Below are 15,178 nucleotides of genomic sequence, written 5' to 3' on the forward strand. Positions count from 1 at the left end.
CTTTCGAGTGTCCCGGAAAACCGGGCTGCCGGCGGGATCACGCCGGCAGCCCGGATTCTTCAGCCGTCCAGGCGGGCGAACCGCCGATTCCGGCGGCGGACGGCGATCAGCGCGACGATCCCGAGGATCACCAGCGCCACCCCGACCGCGAGCCACCAGCCGACGTCGGCGCCGGTGGCGGCGAGGGTGCCCACCCCGCCACCGGCGACGCCGACCCCGGCGCCAGGCATCTTGTACATCGATCCATCACCTCACCGGGTCAGGCAGCCGAACGACGCCGGGAGAAACGCAGGCCGACCGGCACCGCGATCGCGGCGACCACGCCGAACCCGATCCACATGCCTGCGCCCGACGCGAGCGGCATCGGCGGAGCGGCCGGGCCGCAGGTCGCCGACGACAGGATCACGTCGCCCGAGCCGAGCGCGCCCAGCGCGTCGCCGCCGAGCAGCTTCAGGTGCAGCGCGTTGACGGTGAGGCTGCCGTCGTTGTTCTTGATCTGCTCGTTCAGGATCAGCGTCGCCACGTGCAGCGGGCCGACCTGGACCTTCAGCTGGGTGTTCGCCGCCGGGGTGGCGTCGACCTTGCCGAGGGTGCCGAGGTTCGCGCCGACCAGCGTGGTGCTGCCCTTGACGCCTTCCTGGGTCGCGGTGCAGACGGCTTCGACCGCCTTCACGCCGACATCGCCGGCGGCGGCCTTGAGCAGCGGCAGCCCGACGTCGGCGACGGACGCCTTCGCCGTGACCGCGCCGGAGTTGTCGTCGCGCACGGCGGACGTCTTGATCACGCCGGTGGTCAGCACGCCGGGCACGTTCGCGGAGACCGCGGTGCTTTCCGTCGGGCCGTTGGTGTTCGCGGCCGCGAGCGGGCCGAGATGCACCGCGGGCTGGCCGAGCAGCGTCACGTCGACGTTGACGCCGTAGGCCGACCCGTCGCCGGGAGCGGCGCTGGCCGGAACAGCTCCGGCCAGGGCGATGCTCGCCACGACAGCGGCGAGCAGGCCGCCTCGTCGCACGAGGTGTCTCTTCACTGGTCCTCCGATTTTTCTCAGGGCGAGCCGCTGCGCGGACTAAACCCGCTGAGCAAGAGTCGGCACGCGGATCGGTTATCGGCTGAGGTTTCCGAAATGGCACAGTTTTTTGCCCTCAATCACCACATCGGGTGATAAGAATTCGCTTTTCCCCAGGTTGCGTGAAGCATCACTCTAACGGAGTAGCAAGAGTGCGTAAGAATATGCCGAAAGCTGCTCGGGTGTCCCCGGAATGGGGCTGCCCGGCGCAGGGCGGGAGCCGTCGCGGACACGACCGTGGCCGGGTCCGCCCGGTTCCGCTGGGTTTCTTCTCGAGAGGGTCGTCGTGACAGCAGTCAACGCGCCGGTGTCAGGCGCATCCCGGTTTCCGCTGCGTATGGCAGTGGTCGGGGTGCTCGCCGCGGGGGTGGTGCTGGTGCTCGTGGAACGCGGGTACCGGGAGCTGGAGGTGCGACTGGCCGGGGTCATCCTCCGGATTGTCACCTCATCGGGGGTCTATGTGGCCGGAAACCGGGAATCGGTCTACTTCGGGTTGTCTGGCGATACTCCATTCGGGTTGCGGATGACTCCGGAATGCTCGTCGGTATTCCTTCTGCTGCCGTTGCTATTAGTGACCGCCGCACTTCTGTGGTTCCGGCCACAGAATGCCCGCAGGCTCTTTTTCTCGCTGGGAATTTCCGCGATCACGGTGATCTTGGTTAATCAGTTACGCATTCTCACCATCGTCGGGCTGGTCAACGGGCTCGGCACCGACGAGGGCTACTACTGGGGCCACACGCTGCTCGGCTCGCTGGTCAGCGTCATCGGCGGCGCGATCTCGCTGGTGCTGTTCGTGTGGCTGGCGACGCGGAAGACGAAGGCCGAGAAACGGGCCGCGGCGTGAGCGGTTCCGGCCTGAAGATCCTGCTGTCGGTCACGCAGGCGTTCGCGCTGACCATGAGCGTCGCGTTCCTCGTGTACGTCGTGGTGATCGTCGTGCCGTACCTGCGCCGCAAGCCCGCTCCGGTCGGCGATCCGGCCGACTTCTCCTGGCACTTCTTCGTCCCCTGCCGCGACGAGGAGGTGGTGATCCGCGAGACGGTGAAGTACCTGCGCGGCACCTTCCGCCGCGCGCACGTGTGGGTCGTGGACGACGACTCCGACGACCGCACCGCCCGCGTCGTGCGCTCGGTGTGGCGGCGCAACGGCGGCTACGACCCGAATCTGCACCTCGTCGCCCGTCAGCGCCCGGAAGCGCGTACGGGCAAGGGAGACGCGCTCAACGCCGCCTATCGCGAACTGGACGACTGGCTCGGTCCCGACGCGGACCGGGACCAGGTCGTGGTCGTGGTGGTCGACGCGGACGGCCGTCCCGCGCCGAACTGTCTCGAAGTGTGCGCCGCGGACCACCTGTTCGGCGACGAAACCGTTGGCGCCGTTCAACTCGACGTCCGGATGAGCAACTTCCGCAGCCGTCCGCCCGGCCGCACGTGGTTCTCCCGCGCCTTCGGCCTCAAACTCGCCCAGTTGCAGGACCTGGAGTTCCGCACCGCGATCGCGGCGATCCAGACCTCCCGCGGCTTCACCGGCACGATCTCCATGGGCGGCAACGGGCAGTTCACCCGGCTGTCCGCATTGGACTCGATCGCGGGCGACGAACTGGCCCCGTGGCGCGGTTCGCTGCTGGAGGACTTCGAACTCGGCGTGCACCTGCTCACCGCGGGCTGGCGAACCGGGTTCACGCCGGATTCGCATGTGGCGCAAGAAGGTCTGTACAGCCTCCGCCGGTTCCTGGTGCAGCGCACGCGCTGGGGTCAGGGAACCATGCAGTGCATGCGGTACCTGCGCCGGATCTGGGACTCGCCGCACGTGTCCACTTTGGGCGCCGCGGAGATGATGTATTACCTGGCGCAGCCGTGGATGCAGCTGCTCGGCTCCCTGCTGTACCCGGTGCCGTTCATCCTGCTTCTCGTGAGCACGGCGGGCGATCCCGGTCAGGTGTGGACGTGGTTCACCGGCGGCGCTTGGATCCTGTTCGCGATCTACGGTTCGTTCGGGTTGCTGCCGTTCGTCGTGTGGGGCCCGATCTACCAGATGAAATGCTTGCGCAGCAAGAACATCTTCCGCGGCATCGGCATGGGCCTGTTGTACGCGGCCTACATCTACACCTTCTACATCACGTCCTGGCGCGCGCTGTTCCGCTTGGTGCGCGGACGCAACGGCTGGGCCAAGACCCGGCGCAACACCGAGGCCAGCACGGGCGTGAAAGTGGCGCTGGACGCGTGAATGCCCGGACCGGAAGTTCCGGCCCGGGCATGCAGCGAGCTGCGGTCAGGACGCCGGTTCGAGGTCGACGTCGTCGCGCCTGACGTACGCCACGCGGTGGCCGAGCTGGATTTCCACGTACCTGGACTTGCCCTTCACGACCTTGTTCGTCGCGACGTCGAAGGACGCCGAGTAGTACTCCGAACCGGTCAGCCCGCCCACGGAGTACTTCTGACCCGCGCCGAGCTGATACGGCAGCGGCTTGAGCTCCTGCACCGGAATGTCCTTCGGATACGCACTGGCCTCCGGGTACGCGCTCCCGTAGACGGGCACGGTTGCCTTGCCCGCCTTGGGAATCGCGACGAATCCGTCCGCCGGATACGCGGTGGGCGCGTCGTTCGGGTTGCGGAACCAGCCCTTCTGGCCGAGGTACCAGATCGCGGTCCAGTCGCCGCGGGTATCCGCGACGGCGTACTTCTGGCCGGTGGCCACGCGGCTGCCGATGTCCGAGACGTCCATTGTGGACGGGTCGGGCCCGTGCATGCCCACATCGGACAGCAGCGGTGCGGACTCGCTCGGCTCGGTGTGCAGCACGACCGACCCGGAACTCCGCTCGGGGCACGGGTTTCCGGACCCGATCTTGTCGCATCCGGTGAACGCCGGACGGTTGGCGGAGAACTCCGGATCGATCATGACCAGACCGGAATCCGGTTCGCCGTCGTGCTCCAGCGGAGCGCCGAGCAGATCGAAGTAGTGCGCCCAATCCCAGTACGGACCCGGGTCCCAGTGCATGCTCTTGATCTTGTCCGCGTTCGGGCCGGGCACGTTGTCGTGGCCGAGGATGTGCGCCCGGTCCAGCGGAACGCCGAAGCGGTGCGCGAGGTAACGCACGAGCTTCGCGGACTGCCGGTACATCGCCTCGGTGAACCAGGTGCCCTGCGCGGCGAAGCCCTCGTGCTCGACGCCGAGGGATTTCTCGTTCAGGTACCAGTTCCCGGCGTGCCAGCCGACGTCCTTGGTCGGCACGTGCTGGGCGATCTGGCCGTCCGAGGAGCGGACCGTGTAGTGCCACGCGGTCTGACCGGGGGTTTGCGCCTGCTTCATCACCGAGTCCCACGTGCCCTCGGTGTCGTGGATGACGATGTAGTCAATCTTCTGGTCGCGCGGCCGGTCGGCCTTGTCGTAGTTGCCGTAGCTGTCGCCGATCTTCTGGAACGGCGCGGGCACCGATTCGCAGGACATCGACCGCGGGCACTCCGTGGCCGGCGGCTTTCCGGCCCGCAGACCGAGCCGATCCGCCTGGGCACGGTCCGGGGTGACGCCGGACGTCGCGGCGAGTTTGACGGCCTGGCCGTCGTCGGTCGTGCGCGCGATGCCGCTGTTGATGGTGGCGAAGACCTCGTCGGCGAAGGTGCGCGCGCCAGTGACGTCCTCGGAGCCGCTGTATCGCGCGACAGCTCCGTACCAGTCCTTCGCGCTGTCGCTCTTGACGCCCAGCTCTCGCTGGTACTCGGCCAGCAGCGCCGCGCCGCCGCGGATGTTCGCTACGGCGTCCGTACGGAGCTTCGCCGCGTCGGTGTGCAGCAGTGCGGCGGCCTGGTCGATGGTCTGGCTGCCGGACGGGGGAGCCGGGGCTTCCAGCGGACGCAGACGCAGGGCCGGGCGAGAGTCGTCGCCTCGGGGGTCTTCGTCGGGATTGTCGAATTCGCTGGTCCGCAGCCCGGCGGTGCGGACGTCAGTGAGATGCATCGGGCCGTACCCGGCGGCGGTGCTGGGCGCGCCGGAATGAGTGTCCCAGCGGGACTCCAGGTACGAGACGGCCAGCAGGACGTCCGCCGGGACGCCGAATTCGGAGGCTGCGTCGGCGAAGGCGCGCTGGCGGGCTGCGTTAGCGGGATGGGCGGAGGCGGGCATGGCGACCGCGGCCACTGCCAGCAGCCCGGTGTTGGCAGCGGCCAGGCGCCACGGGAGTGAGCGGGGCATAGAGGGCTCCAGGGGTGAGATGCCTGTCTGTGCGGATCCAACCAGGAGCCGGGGGATTTGGTGAGCTTTATCCACCGGATGCGGCCGAACGGGCACGCGGCGGTGCCCGGGCCGTCCGCCGCCTGGTGGAGGGCCCTCGCGCGCCGCCCGGAGCAAACGGGCCGGTCAGCGGCCTCCGCCTGGGGTTTCACCAGGTCCGGCGGACCCTCCTTGCGAAGCTGGCACTCACATGGCTAGAGTGCTAATCGAACGGCCCGGACACGCCCCGGCACCCGCGACGGCGGGGGTGGTATGAGCCGTAACCAGTCATCATGCCGACGCTTTCGACGACCGTGGAGGTCAACCCGGTGAGCGTGAACATCAAGCCGCTCGAGGACAAGATCGTTGTCCAGACGAGCGAGGCCGAGGAGACGACCGCTTCCGGCCTCGTCATCCCCGACACCGCCAAGGAGAAGCCCCAGGAGGGCAAGGTTCTGGCCGTGGGCCCGGGCCGCATCGACGACAAGGGCAACCGCGTTCCGCTGGACGTGGCTGTCGGCGACGTCGTCATCTACTCCAAGTACGGCGGCACCGAGGTCAAGTACAACGGCGAGGACTACCTGATCCTCTCCGCCCGCGACGTGCTGGCCGTCATCAACTGACGCGTCACTCGCAGCGCAAGGACGCCCCGGGCCCCGCTCATGCCGGGGTGCGGGGCGTTTTGCGTCGCACGACAACCGAAAGGTAAGCGGAAAGCGTTATGCCCAAGCAGATCAGTTTCGACGAGGACGCTCGTCGCGCGCTCGAGCGCGGGGTGAACAAGCTCGCCGACGCGGTCAAGGTCACCCTCGGCCCGCGCGGTCGCCACGTCGTCCTCGACAAGAAGTTCGGCGGCCCGACGATCACCCTCGACGGCGTCACCGTCGCTCGCGAGATCGAGCTCGACGACCCGTTCGAGAACCTCGGCGCGCAGCTCGCGAAGAGCGTCGCCACCAAGACCAACGACGTCGCGGGCGACGGAACCACCACCGCCACGGTGCTGGCCCAGTCGCTGGTGAAGCACGGCCTGCGCAACGTCGCCGCCGGCGCCAACCCGACCGCGGTCGGCAAGGGCATCGAGGCGGCCGCGGAGAAGGTCGTCGAGGTCCTCAAGGCCAAGGCCACCCCGGTCAAGGGCCGCGACAACATCGCCCAGGTCGGCACCGTCACCTCGCGTGACGCGACGATCGGCGCGCTGCTCGGCGAGGCCGTCGAGCGCGTGGGCGAGGACGGCGTGATCACCATCGAGGAGTCGTCCACGCTGGCGACCGACCTCGTGATCACCGAGGGCGTCCAGTTCGACAAGGGCTTCCTGTCGGCGCACTTCGCGACCAACCCGGAGGACCAGAAGGCGACCCTCGAGGACGCCTACATCCTGCTGCACCGCGAGAAGATCTCGGCGCTGGCCGACCTGCTCCCGGTGCTGGAGAAGGTCGTCGAGGCGAAGAAGCCGCTGCTCATCATCGCCGAGGACGTCGACGGCGAGGCGCTGTCCACCCTCGTGGTGAACTCGCTGCGCAAGACGATCACCGCGGTCGCGGTCAAGGCCCCGTTCTTCGGCGACCGCCGCAAGGCGTTCCTGGACGACCTTGCCGTCGTGACCGGCGGCGAGGTGATCTCCGCGGAGATCGGCCGCAAGCTGTCCGAGGTCGACCTCAGCTCGCTGGGCAAGGCCCGCCGGGTCGTCGTCACCAAGGACGACACGACGATCGTCGACGGCGCGGGCACGAAGGACGACATCGCCGCCCGGACCGCGCAGATCCGCAAGGAGATCGAGACCACCGACTCCGACTGGGACCGCGAAAAGCTGCAGGAGCGGCTCGCGAAGCTCGGCGGCGGCGTGGCCGTGATCAAGGTCGGCGCGGCCACCGAGACCGAGCTGAACGAGCGCAAGCACCGCATCGAGGACGCCGTGGCTTCCACCAAGGCGGCCGTCGAGGAGGGCATCCTGCCCGGCGGCGGTTCGGCGCTGGTGCACGCGGTCAAGGAACTCGAGGGCAACCTCGGCCTGACCGGCGACGAGGCGACCGGTGTCGCCATCGTCCGCGACGCGCTCACCGCCCCGCTGTTCTGGATCGCGACGAACGCGGGCCACGAGGGCGCGGTCATCGTGAACAAGGTCCAGGAGCAGGGCTGGGGCCAGGGCTTCAACGCCGCCACCGGCGAACTGACCGACCTGATCGCGGGCGGCATCGTCGACCCGGTCAAGGTGACCCGCTCGGCCGTCGCGAACGCGGCGTCCATCGCCCGGCTGGTGCTCACCACGGAAAGCTCCGTGGTCGAGAAGCCGGTCGAAGAGGAGCCGGAGGCCGCTGGCCACGGTCACTCGCACTGACGCGGTTCAGCCTTTGCGTTATAGCGGGGCGGCATTCCCTTCGGGGAGTGCCGCCCCGCTTTTTGTGGTGCGGGGGTTTGGGCGCAGCTGTTTCCGCATGATCGGGTGGTGCCCATTCGACCGGCGCCCAACGCTGATCAAGCAGTAAACCCGCCATCCACCGTGATCGACGTCCCGGTCAGATACCGCCCGTCCGGACCAGCCAGGTAAGCCACCGCGGCCGCGATGTCCGTCGGATTTCCGTAGTGCCCCAACGCGATGTGCGCCAACTGGTCGCCGGAATGCGGGCCGTCCGCCGGGTTCATTTCGGTGTCCGTCGAGCCGGGGTGGACGACCATCGCCGTGATTCCGCGCGGTCCCAGGTCACGCGCCAGGCCCTTGGTCATCCCCACCAGCGCGGACTTGCTCGCCGAGTACAGGCTCAATCCGACGAACGGCGCGCGCTCCGCCAAATCGCTGCCGATCGACACGATCCGCCCGCCCTGCTTCATGTGTCGGACCGCGGCTCGGGCGGCTACCAGCGGGGCCTTCACGTGGATCGCCAGCGTGCGGTCGATCGTTTCCGTGGTCAGGTCTTCGACCGGTGCCGCCGGGAACACGCCGGCGTTGTTCACCAGCACGTCCAGTCCGCCCAGTTCGGCGGCGGTCTGGTCGACCGCGCTGGTCACCGCGTCCGCGTCCGCGGCGTCTGCCTGCAGAGCGAGGCCTCGCCTGCCGAATTTCTCGATGGACGCGACCACTTCCGCCGCCCGGTCCGCGGCGCGTTCGTAGGTGATCGCGACGTCCGCGCCGTCCTCGGCCAGCCGGAGTGCGATCGCCGCGCCGATTCCGCGGCTTCCGCCGGTGACCAGCGCGACCTTGCCGTCCAGGGTTCCCATGTCCCACCTCTTTCTGTAGCGATAACTACATAAATAGCCGCGTACGATGGGTCGGGTCAAGACTTCTGTATCGCTCACTAAAGAAGGTGGTCCATGTCACCCCGCGGCCGCCCGCGCGCGTTCGACCGCGAGCACGCGCTCAACCAGGCGATGCTGGTGTTCTGGGAGCGTGGCTACGACGGTGCGTCGCTGTCCGAGCTGACCGAGGCGATGGGCATCAAGCCGCCGAGCCTGTACGCGGCCTTCGGCGACAAGGAAGCACTGTTCCGCGAAGCGATCGAGCATTACCAATCCGCGTACGGACGGCACACGATGCGCGCGCTGACCGAAGAGCCGACGGCGCGCGCGGCGGTTGAAGCGATGCTTCGCGACAACGCCTGCGCGTACGTGGAACCGGGGCATCCCAAAGGCTGCATGGTCGTTCTGGCGGCTACCAACTGCACGCCGGCCAATGCGTCCGTGTGGAAGTTTCTCGCTGCTTCGCGGGACGAAGTGCGACGGCAGCTTCACGAGCGCCTTCGTCGCGGAGTGGAAGAAGGCGACCTCGCGGCCACTGTGGACATTGACGCGCTCAGTGCGTTGTACGCGACTGTCTTTTATGGACTGACCATGCAGGCGCGCGACGGCGTCAGCCTCGACTCGCTGATGACCGTCATCGACCTCGCCCTCTCGATGTGGCCCGGAAACGGCGGAGGGACGGCGTCCACTGTGGACACCGCCCCTTCCGCGCCGTGATGAAAGTCAGATGTGCGCCATGGTCAGCGCGCGTTTGTCCTGTTTGATGATGTGGTCGCGCTCCGATTCGGACAGCCCGCCCCAGATGCCGTAGGGCTCGTGCACGGCGAGCGCGTGCTTGCGGCACATCTCCAGCACCGGGCACGACAGGCAGATCGCCTTGGCCCTGGCCTCGCGTCGCGCCCTCGCCGGTCCCCGCTCTCCGTCCGGGTGGAAGAAGGATCCGCTGTCCATCCCCCGGCACGACCCCTCCAGCTGCCAGTCCCACATGTCTGCGTTGGGGCCGGGGAGCCTGCGCGTGTCTGCCATCCTGACCGCCTCCGTCATCCGGTCGATGCCATTAGCTGCTCTGCTGTGGTGCCGATACTCCATTCGGTGCAACGGCGGTAACGTTAGAAGCGCGCCAATAGTTGTTCAATAGATCGGCGGCGATTCAGCCGTTAGGCATCCCCCAGATGTGTGAGCAGGGCTTTTGGCTCGGGTTGCCGGGACCGCGAACGGGCTGGATATTGACCGGGTGGGATCCGGATCAGGCGATGGAGAACCCACCCTGCCGGTGGCCTCGGTCGCCCGCCGGCTCGGTGTCGCGCCGTCCACCCTGCGTACTTGGGACCGCCGCTACGGTCTCGGTCCCAGTCGCCACACCGACGGCAGACATCGCCGCTACGGCAGCTCTGACATCGGCCGTCTCGAACTTATGCAGCGCGCGCTCCTTCGCGGCGCTTCAACGGCGGAGGCCGCGCAGTACGCGTTAGAGCAGATGCCGCGCGCGGACTTCGTGCCAGCGCCTGCCGAGCCCGCGGAAGCGACAGAGACGAAAGCAGCGGCTGACGACTTCGAAGTCCCTTCGCGGCTCGCGCGTCGCTTGAGCACTGCTGCGTTGGCGATGGACGTCGGCGCGGTACAGCGCATGCTCGTTGACGCCATTAGCGAGCTAGGTGTGCTTCAGGCGTGGTCGGGCGTTATCGACCCGGTCCTGACTGCGCTCGGCGCGCGGTGGCGCGGGGTGCACGCGGGTGCCGAAGTGGAGTACCTGCTCGCTGAGTGCGTGTACGCGGCACTAGTGCGCGCGACGCCGGTCCTCGACGAGCCTCGCAACCAACGGCCGGTCCTTCTCGCGTGCGTGCCCGACGAACGGGACAACATGCCGGTGTACGCGCTCGCGGCGGCTCTCGCGGGGCGAAGGATCGGCGCGCAGCTCTTCGGCATTGCGCTGCCACAAGAAGTGCTGGCGGTAGCAGTGCGGCGAAGCGCGCCCGCTGCGGTGGTGCTGTGGGCGAATCGGGCGAACGCGGACCCTCGGCTCTTCGCGCGCGTGTCTCGCGGACGGCAGCGGACCCGGTTGTTCGCCTGCGGCCCCGGCTGGGATCCGGCGCTGTTGCCGCCGAAAGTCGAGTTGCTGGCGGATCTTTCCGCGGCCGCCGACCGCGTGGAGCACGTTCTTGTCGGTGCTCCGCGATAGAAAGGTCGAGTGGACGAAGAAGCGCTGACGGCCCTCGCGTTCGGCCCGGACGCCAGGTCGGCAGACCCGATACCTCGCGACGGCTCGCCAAGGCAACGCCTCCTGGCGGCAATCGTGCTGGGCGCCCGCGGCCGATATGCGGCAGCCGCGGACTTGCTCGACCCGCTCCGGCGCGGCAGTGATCCGCTGACGGCCTCGCTGGCGGCGAGCACGCTGGCGTCGCATCGGCGGCAGTTGGGTGCGCACGTGCTGGCGCGGAAGCTGGATGGGGAGGCGCTGCTGGCGGTCGGGCTGCGCTCGGCCACAGTGCAGTCGGGTTCGATGGCAGCCAGTTCGCAGCCCGCAGCGTCATCTCTCGACGCGCCGAGTCCAGACGCCTCGCGCGGCCGAGATCTTCAGGCCAATGAGCTTCTTGACCCAGGCGGCCTCGTCGAGCCCACCGAAGACCCCCACGGGCTGGACCTCCAAGGCGCCCGAGCCGACGCCCTCCTCGGCCTGGCCGCCGACAACCTCGCCCTCGGCCGCATCGCCGCCGCCCGTCGCCTGGCCGTCCGTGCCGCCCAAGCCGACCGGCGCTGGCGCGCGACCATCCGCGGCGGCTGGGTGGGCGCCGAGATTGAACTCGCCGACGGACAGCCCGAAGCGGCCGTCGCCCCGGCTCGCCTCGCCTACGAGACCGCCGTCGCCCGGTACGCTCGGCGACACATCGTGAAGTCCGGCATCGTCCTCGGCGTCGCGCTGCTCTCCGCAGGGCAGGACGGGGCTCGGGAACTCGTCGTCGCAGCCGCCGCGGACGCCGAAAAATATGAACTCGATTCACTTAGCTGGGTGGCAGACCGCGTCGCCGCTGACTTGGACCACGACCGGGCCGAGGAGTATCGATTCAGGAGTCGTCAGGTGTTGCACGCAGTGTTACGGCACGCGGATCCTGGCGTGATGCGTATCGCACACGAATCGCCGTGGGTGCCCGTCGGACCCGGGTAGGCCTGCGGGAACGGGCGTTCCGGCATCCGGGCTAAGAAACTTCAAAAAAAGCCACCGGATCGTGTCAAGGTTCGGGCTAAAGCGTCCGATAGGGGAAGTGGAATGTCACCCGGCTGCAGGAAGGAAACCCCGTGACGACGGTCTTGATCTGCGACGACCGACGCAGTGTCCGCGAAGGGCTCACCCGTGTGATGTCCGCGGTGCCTGGGGTCAGTCGCATCGACTGCGTAGCGCACGGTGACGAGCTGCTGGCCCGGTACACCCGTCAGCCGGTCGATGTCGTGCTGGTCGGAACGCAACGCGCGGTCCCGACGGGCGTCGAGGCCACGCGCCGGCTCGTCTCCGCGAACCCCCAGGCGAACGTCATCGTCTTCGGAGCCCCGGACGACGCGGGCAGCATCGCGGCCGCCATCGCCGGCGGAGCGCGCGGCTACCTGCGCTGGGACGCTTCGCGGCCCGAACTGGTCGCCGCGCTGGCGCACACCCTGGCCAGCACCTCGGTGCCCGCGCCGCGGCAGCCGTCCGACCCGGGCGTGCAGCTCACCGAGCGCGAGCTGCAGGTGCTGCGCGGCATGAGCCAGGGCAAGAGCAACGGCCAGATCGGTCGTGAGCTGTACCTCTCCGAGGACACGGTCAAAACGCACGCGCGGCGGCTGTTCCGCAAGCTCGGCGTCCGCGACCGCGCGCAGGCCGTGGCGCACGGCTTCCGCCGCGGCCTCGTGTCCTGACCGAGGCGGGGCAAGCCAAAACGGGACTTCCGATCCGATTCCCGCGGTGACGAACGGGCCAGGGCAGCCAAGCCCTGGCCCGTACCTGTTGTCCTGGCCCCCGCACTCGTGCCACGCCCGCGTCCCCACCGCGTGACGGCACTGCCCCAGCCCGTCTGCCTGCGACAATCGCCGTCCGGCCGCGCCCGGCGCGCCGGTCACCACCTCTGGCGGTTGTCTGGCAGGACTCCGACGGTACGGTAGCTGTGACCGGCGCTGGACGGGGACGACCACGCGCCGGATTCTTTGCACGCCTACACGTAACGCTGGGACTGTTGTCTGCGATGGCCACTGTGGGGGATGGACTGGACGAGCCGGTCGCCGCCGCTGTCGAGGGAGACCCTCAGGCAGTGGAGCGGTTGCTGGCCGCCATTCGTCCCCTTGTGGTGCGGTATTGCCGTGCCCGGGTTGGCAGGCAGGAGCGTTCGTTCGCTTCGGCAGACGACGTTGCGCAGGAGGTGTGTCTCGCGGTGCTTACGGCCTTGCCCTCGTACCGTGATCAGGGCCGCCCCTTTCTGGCATTCGTCTACGGCATCGCCCAGCACAAGGTCGCCGACGCGCACCGCGCCGCGGCGCGCAACCGGGCGGAGCCGGTCGCCGAGATCCCCGACGAGATCGAGGTCGGCGTCGGCCCGGAGCAACGTGCTCTCCAGGGTGAGCTGAACGAGCGGATGGCGCAGTTGCTGCAGGTGCTGCCGGACAAACAACGGGAAATCGTCGTTTTGCGGGTCGTGGTCGGGCTGTCGGCGGAGGAGACGGCGGACGCCGTCGGTTCCACGCCGGGCGCCGTCCGCGTCGCCCAGCACCGGGCGCTCGCCCGGCTGCGCAAGGTGCTTGCCGCCGAGGAGGTGATCTGAGTGACCGATCGCGAAGACCGGGACAGAGACCTGTCACCTTCCGCCCAGGCCAGCGGCCTGACCGGGTACGAAGCGGAAGCCGACGGCGACCTCACGGCCATCCAGGCCGACGACGCGCTCCTCGACGCGCTCGGCGGGACCGATCCGGCTGTCGCCGACGGGCTCGGAGACCAGGAACTGAACGCGCTGCTGCTCGCTTGGCGCCGCGACATCGACAGCGAACCGCTCGCCGAGCTGGTCGACGTCGACACCGCGGTCACCACGGTGAAGACCGCCACGCTGGCGCGCAAATACCAAAGCCGCGGCCGGCGCCGCCGCTATCTCGTGCCGGTGGCCGCCGCGTGCGCCGCCGCCGCGATCGCCTTCACTGGCACCGGGCTCGCCGCCCGGGACGCCCAGCCCGGCGACACGCTGTGGGGCCTCACGAAGGTGCTGTACGCCGACCACGCCCGCTCCGTCGAGGCCGCCGCCGCGGCGAAGCTCGACCTGGAGAAGGCGAACCTGGCGCTGGCCGACAACCGGCTCGCGGACGCCCGGCGCGCGCTCGCCGACGCGCAGGCCGCGCTCACCCAGGTCACCGACGCGGACAACCGCAACCAGCTGATGCAGCAGCACCGCGAGCTGGCCGCTCAGCTCGGTCAGCCGACGGCCCCGCCCACGGGCAAGACGACGTCGTCGTCGCCCGCTGTTCCGCCGGGACACGATCCGGTCAGCAGCGCGGCGCAGCCGCCCGGCCAGGCGACCTCGCTGCCGGGCACCGGCCACACCGACAACCCGCCGCCGGTCACCTCGGTGACGCCGCTGCCGCCGGTGACGTCGACGCCGAGCTCGCCGCCGCCGTCGCCGAGCGCCACGCCGAACGATCCGGGCACGGGCAGCAGTCCGCGCAACGAGTCGTCGCAAGGGGCTCAGGCCCCGAACGGCACCAGCGGCTCCTAGGTTTTCCGAAGGTCCCGGCACGAACAGTGCCGGGACCTTTTTCGTATCGGCGGGGAGGCGCGATGCTGGTTTTCGGAGAGCCCTACGAGACCGCGAGCGGAACGGTGCTGGTCACCGTCACGCGGGAGGGCCGTCGAGGCGGGCCGGGGCGTGCGGTCGGGCTGTACACGATCAACGCGGACGGCGTGACGTGGACGCCCGCGACGGATCAGGGCCGGATCGCACTGATCGGTGCGTGCACGGGTTTCGTGGCGGCGGCGTTCGCGACGCTGGCCGTGGTGCGCCGTCCGCCGTGGCCGAACCTGACCGAGCGGGCGATGATCGCCCAGGCGGAAAGCGTGATGCGCCGACGCTGACCCTGGGTTGTCCACAAGTCGACACAGCTGTGGACAACCCCTGTGGACAACTTGTCCGCGCGCACGAAGAAGGTCCTGGTGGCCAAGCTCACCAGGACCTTTTCGGACGATCTAAAACTCAGTACGCGCTCTCGTTCGCGGTGACCCCGTCCGCGAAACCGCGGCAGTAGTCCCAGCTCACGTAGTCGGTCGGGTTCGGGTCGAACGCCGGCTCGTGCGGGCGCATCCGGCCGTCGGACAGCAGCTGCTCCAGGCTCGCGCGCAGCAGCGTCCAGTCGTGGTAGTGGGGTTCGTCGCACTCACCGCAGTCGACCACGATGCCGCGAACCCCGCGAGGCTCCAGCAGAGCCTGGTACACGGCGAGGTCGGACAGGTCGGCCAGCAGCTCGGTGCGCTCGTCCGCGCTGATCGGCTCTTCGAGGTGGTCGTCGGGGTCGGGGATGGCCCGGGCCGGATCGTCCGGGTCGTCCGCGAACGGATCGGGGGGCAACACATCGTGCGGCACGGCCTGCACGCTACCCGCCGGGCCACCCGCCCGGGCCAGGGCCCCGGCCCGGATATCATGAGGGGAAGGCCCGACCACCCTCGGCCCA

17 protein-coding genes are annotated in these 15,178 nt (G+C 69.1%); 11 read left to right on the forward strand and 6 right to left on the reverse strand.

What is annotated here, in order from left to right:
* Window positions 1–59 precede the first annotated feature (59 nt).
* Window positions 60–239: an LPXTG cell wall anchor domain-containing protein gene (locus tag PUT80_RS09645; RefSeq protein ID WP_037816221.1), complete on the reverse strand. Its 180-nt coding sequence runs from the start codon at window positions 237–239 to the stop codon at window positions 60–62.
* Between the two features lie 20 nt (window positions 240–259).
* A complete protein-coding gene (locus PUT80_RS09650) occupies window positions 260–1,027 on the reverse strand; it encodes a choice-of-anchor P family protein (protein WP_275291661.1) in 768 nt (255 codons plus the stop codon).
* Between the two features lie 376 nt (window positions 1,028–1,403).
* Between PUT80_RS09650 and xrtP the strand changes: the two genes are divergently transcribed.
* Both xrtP and PUT80_RS09660 read left to right on the forward strand, forming a co-directional pair.
* On the forward strand, window positions 1,404–1,910 hold the full coding sequence (xrtP, locus tag PUT80_RS09655) for an exosortase P (protein WP_037816219.1): 507 nt from the start codon (window positions 1,404–1,406) through the stop codon (window positions 1,908–1,910).
* 53 nt (window positions 1,911–1,963) lie between these two features.
* The gene (locus PUT80_RS09660; protein ID WP_275291739.1) at window positions 1,964–3,292 is read left to right on the forward strand and encodes a glycosyltransferase; all 1,329 of its coding nucleotides are present in this window, start codon (window positions 1,964–1,966) and stop codon (window positions 3,290–3,292) included.
* 45 nt (window positions 3,293–3,337) lie between these two features.
* On the opposite strand, the gene PUT80_RS09665 is transcribed toward PUT80_RS09660, so the two are convergent.
* Window positions 3,338–5,254: a peptidoglycan recognition family protein gene (locus PUT80_RS09665; protein ID WP_275291662.1), complete on the reverse strand. Its 1,917-nt coding sequence runs from the start codon at window positions 5,252–5,254 to the stop codon at window positions 3,338–3,340.
* Window positions 5,255–5,565: 311 nt separating this feature from the next.
* On the opposite strand from PUT80_RS09665, the gene groES reads away from it, so the two are divergent.
* Together groES and groL are read left to right on the forward strand one after the other, a co-directional pair.
* Complete coding sequence (gene groES, locus PUT80_RS09670; RefSeq protein ID WP_020662728.1) at window positions 5,566–5,895, forward strand: co-chaperone GroES; 330 nt, start codon at window positions 5,566–5,568, stop codon at window positions 5,893–5,895.
* A gap of 98 nt (window positions 5,896–5,993) precedes the next feature.
* The gene (groL, locus tag PUT80_RS09675) at window positions 5,994–7,607 is read left to right on the forward strand and encodes a chaperonin GroEL (RefSeq protein WP_037816216.1); all 1,614 of its coding nucleotides are present in this window, start codon (window positions 5,994–5,996) and stop codon (window positions 7,605–7,607) included.
* Between the two features lie 137 nt (window positions 7,608–7,744).
* Here groL and PUT80_RS09680 read toward each other — a convergent pair whose 3' ends face one another.
* Window positions 7,745–8,485 (reverse strand): SDR family oxidoreductase, encoded by a 741-nt coding sequence (locus tag PUT80_RS09680; protein ID WP_275291663.1) that lies wholly within the window; start codon window positions 8,483–8,485, stop codon window positions 7,745–7,747.
* Between the two features lie 93 nt (window positions 8,486–8,578).
* Here PUT80_RS09680 and PUT80_RS09685 point away from each other — a divergent pair, with 93 nt between their 5' ends.
* Window positions 8,579–9,220 carry a TetR/AcrR family transcriptional regulator gene (locus PUT80_RS09685; protein WP_275291664.1) on the forward strand — a complete coding sequence of 214 codons (642 nt, stop codon included), beginning with the start codon at window positions 8,579–8,581 and terminating at the stop codon, window positions 9,218–9,220.
* A 6-nt stretch (window positions 9,221–9,226) separates the two neighbouring features.
* On the opposite strand, the gene PUT80_RS09690 is transcribed toward PUT80_RS09685, so the two are convergent.
* The gene (locus tag PUT80_RS09690; RefSeq protein ID WP_037816439.1) at window positions 9,227–9,529 is read right to left on the reverse strand and encodes a WhiB family transcriptional regulator; all 303 of its coding nucleotides are present in this window, start codon (window positions 9,527–9,529) and stop codon (window positions 9,227–9,229) included.
* A 247-nt stretch (window positions 9,530–9,776) separates the two neighbouring features.
* Here PUT80_RS09690 and PUT80_RS09695 point away from each other — a divergent pair, with 247 nt between their 5' ends.
* From PUT80_RS09695 to PUT80_RS09720, 6 genes are all read left to right on the forward strand, one after another.
* Window positions 9,777–10,682: a MerR family transcriptional regulator gene (locus PUT80_RS09695; protein WP_200864397.1), complete on the forward strand. Its 906-nt coding sequence runs from the start codon at window positions 9,777–9,779 to the stop codon at window positions 10,680–10,682.
* A gap of 9 nt (window positions 10,683–10,691) precedes the next feature.
* Window positions 10,692–11,666 carry a hypothetical protein gene (locus PUT80_RS09700; RefSeq protein WP_275291665.1) on the forward strand — a complete coding sequence of 325 codons (975 nt, stop codon included), beginning with the start codon at window positions 10,692–10,694 and terminating at the stop codon, window positions 11,664–11,666.
* A gap of 131 nt (window positions 11,667–11,797) precedes the next feature.
* Window positions 11,798–12,394, forward strand: coding sequence for a response regulator transcription factor (locus PUT80_RS09705; protein ID WP_020662719.1), 597 nt, complete (start codon window positions 11,798–11,800; stop codon window positions 12,392–12,394).
* 323 nt (window positions 12,395–12,717) lie between these two features.
* A complete protein-coding gene (locus PUT80_RS09710; protein ID WP_037816212.1) occupies window positions 12,718–13,290 on the forward strand; it encodes a sigma-70 family RNA polymerase sigma factor in 573 nt (190 codons plus the stop codon).
* Window positions 13,291–14,229 carry an anti-sigma-D factor RsdA gene (locus PUT80_RS09715; RefSeq protein ID WP_275291669.1) on the forward strand — a complete coding sequence of 313 codons (939 nt, stop codon included), beginning with the start codon at window positions 13,291–13,293 and terminating at the stop codon, window positions 14,227–14,229.
* A gap of 62 nt (window positions 14,230–14,291) precedes the next feature.
* The gene (locus tag PUT80_RS09720; RefSeq protein ID WP_275291670.1) at window positions 14,292–14,585 is read left to right on the forward strand and encodes a hypothetical protein; all 294 of its coding nucleotides are present in this window, start codon (window positions 14,292–14,294) and stop codon (window positions 14,583–14,585) included.
* Window positions 14,586–14,703: 118 nt separating this feature from the next.
* Here PUT80_RS09720 and PUT80_RS09725 read toward each other — a convergent pair whose 3' ends face one another.
* Window positions 14,704–15,099 (reverse strand): DUF5319 domain-containing protein, encoded by a 396-nt coding sequence (locus PUT80_RS09725; protein ID WP_009072430.1) that lies wholly within the window; start codon window positions 15,097–15,099, stop codon window positions 14,704–14,706.
* Between the last annotated feature and the right edge of the window lie 79 nt (window positions 15,100–15,178).

Source organism: Amycolatopsis sp. La24 (genome assembly GCF_029087445.1).
In the GTDB taxonomy this organism is placed as follows: Bacteria; Actinomycetota; Actinomycetes; order Mycobacteriales; family Pseudonocardiaceae; genus Amycolatopsis; species Amycolatopsis nivea.

Bases quoted from the DNA above. Each gene is read 5' to 3' on its own strand.
- PUT80_RS09645 (WP_037816221.1), bottom strand. From the start codon at position 239: ATGTACAAGATGCCTGGCGCCGGGGTCGGCGTCGCCGGTGGCGGGGTG.
- xrtP (WP_037816219.1), top strand. From the start codon at position 1,404: ATGGCAGTGGTCGGGGTGCTCGCCGCGGGGGTGGTGCTGGTGCTCGTG.
- PUT80_RS09660 (WP_275291739.1), top strand. From the start codon at position 1,964: ATGAGCGTCGCGTTCCTCGTGTACGTCGTGGTGATCGTCGTGCCGTAC.
- PUT80_RS09665 (WP_275291662.1), bottom strand. From the start codon at position 5,254: ATGCCCCGCTCACTCCCGTGGCGCCTGGCCGCTGCCAACACCGGGCTG.
- groES (WP_020662728.1), top strand. From the start codon at position 5,566: ATGCCGACGCTTTCGACGACCGTGGAGGTCAACCCGGTGAGCGTGAAC.
- groL (WP_037816216.1), top strand. From the start codon at position 5,994: ATGCCCAAGCAGATCAGTTTCGACGAGGACGCTCGTCGCGCGCTCGAG.
- PUT80_RS09680 (WP_275291663.1), bottom strand. From the start codon at position 8,485: ATGGGAACCCTGGACGGCAAGGTCGCGCTGGTCACCGGCGGAAGCCGC.
- PUT80_RS09685 (WP_275291664.1), top strand. From the start codon at position 8,579: ATGTCACCCCGCGGCCGCCCGCGCGCGTTCGACCGCGAGCACGCGCTC.
- PUT80_RS09690 (WP_037816439.1), bottom strand. From the start codon at position 9,529: ATGGCAGACACGCGCAGGCTCCCCGGCCCCAACGCAGACATGTGGGAC.
- PUT80_RS09710 (WP_037816212.1), top strand. From the start codon at position 12,718: ATGGCCACTGTGGGGGATGGACTGGACGAGCCGGTCGCCGCCGCTGTC.
- PUT80_RS09720 (WP_275291670.1), top strand. From the start codon at position 14,292: ATGCTGGTTTTCGGAGAGCCCTACGAGACCGCGAGCGGAACGGTGCTG.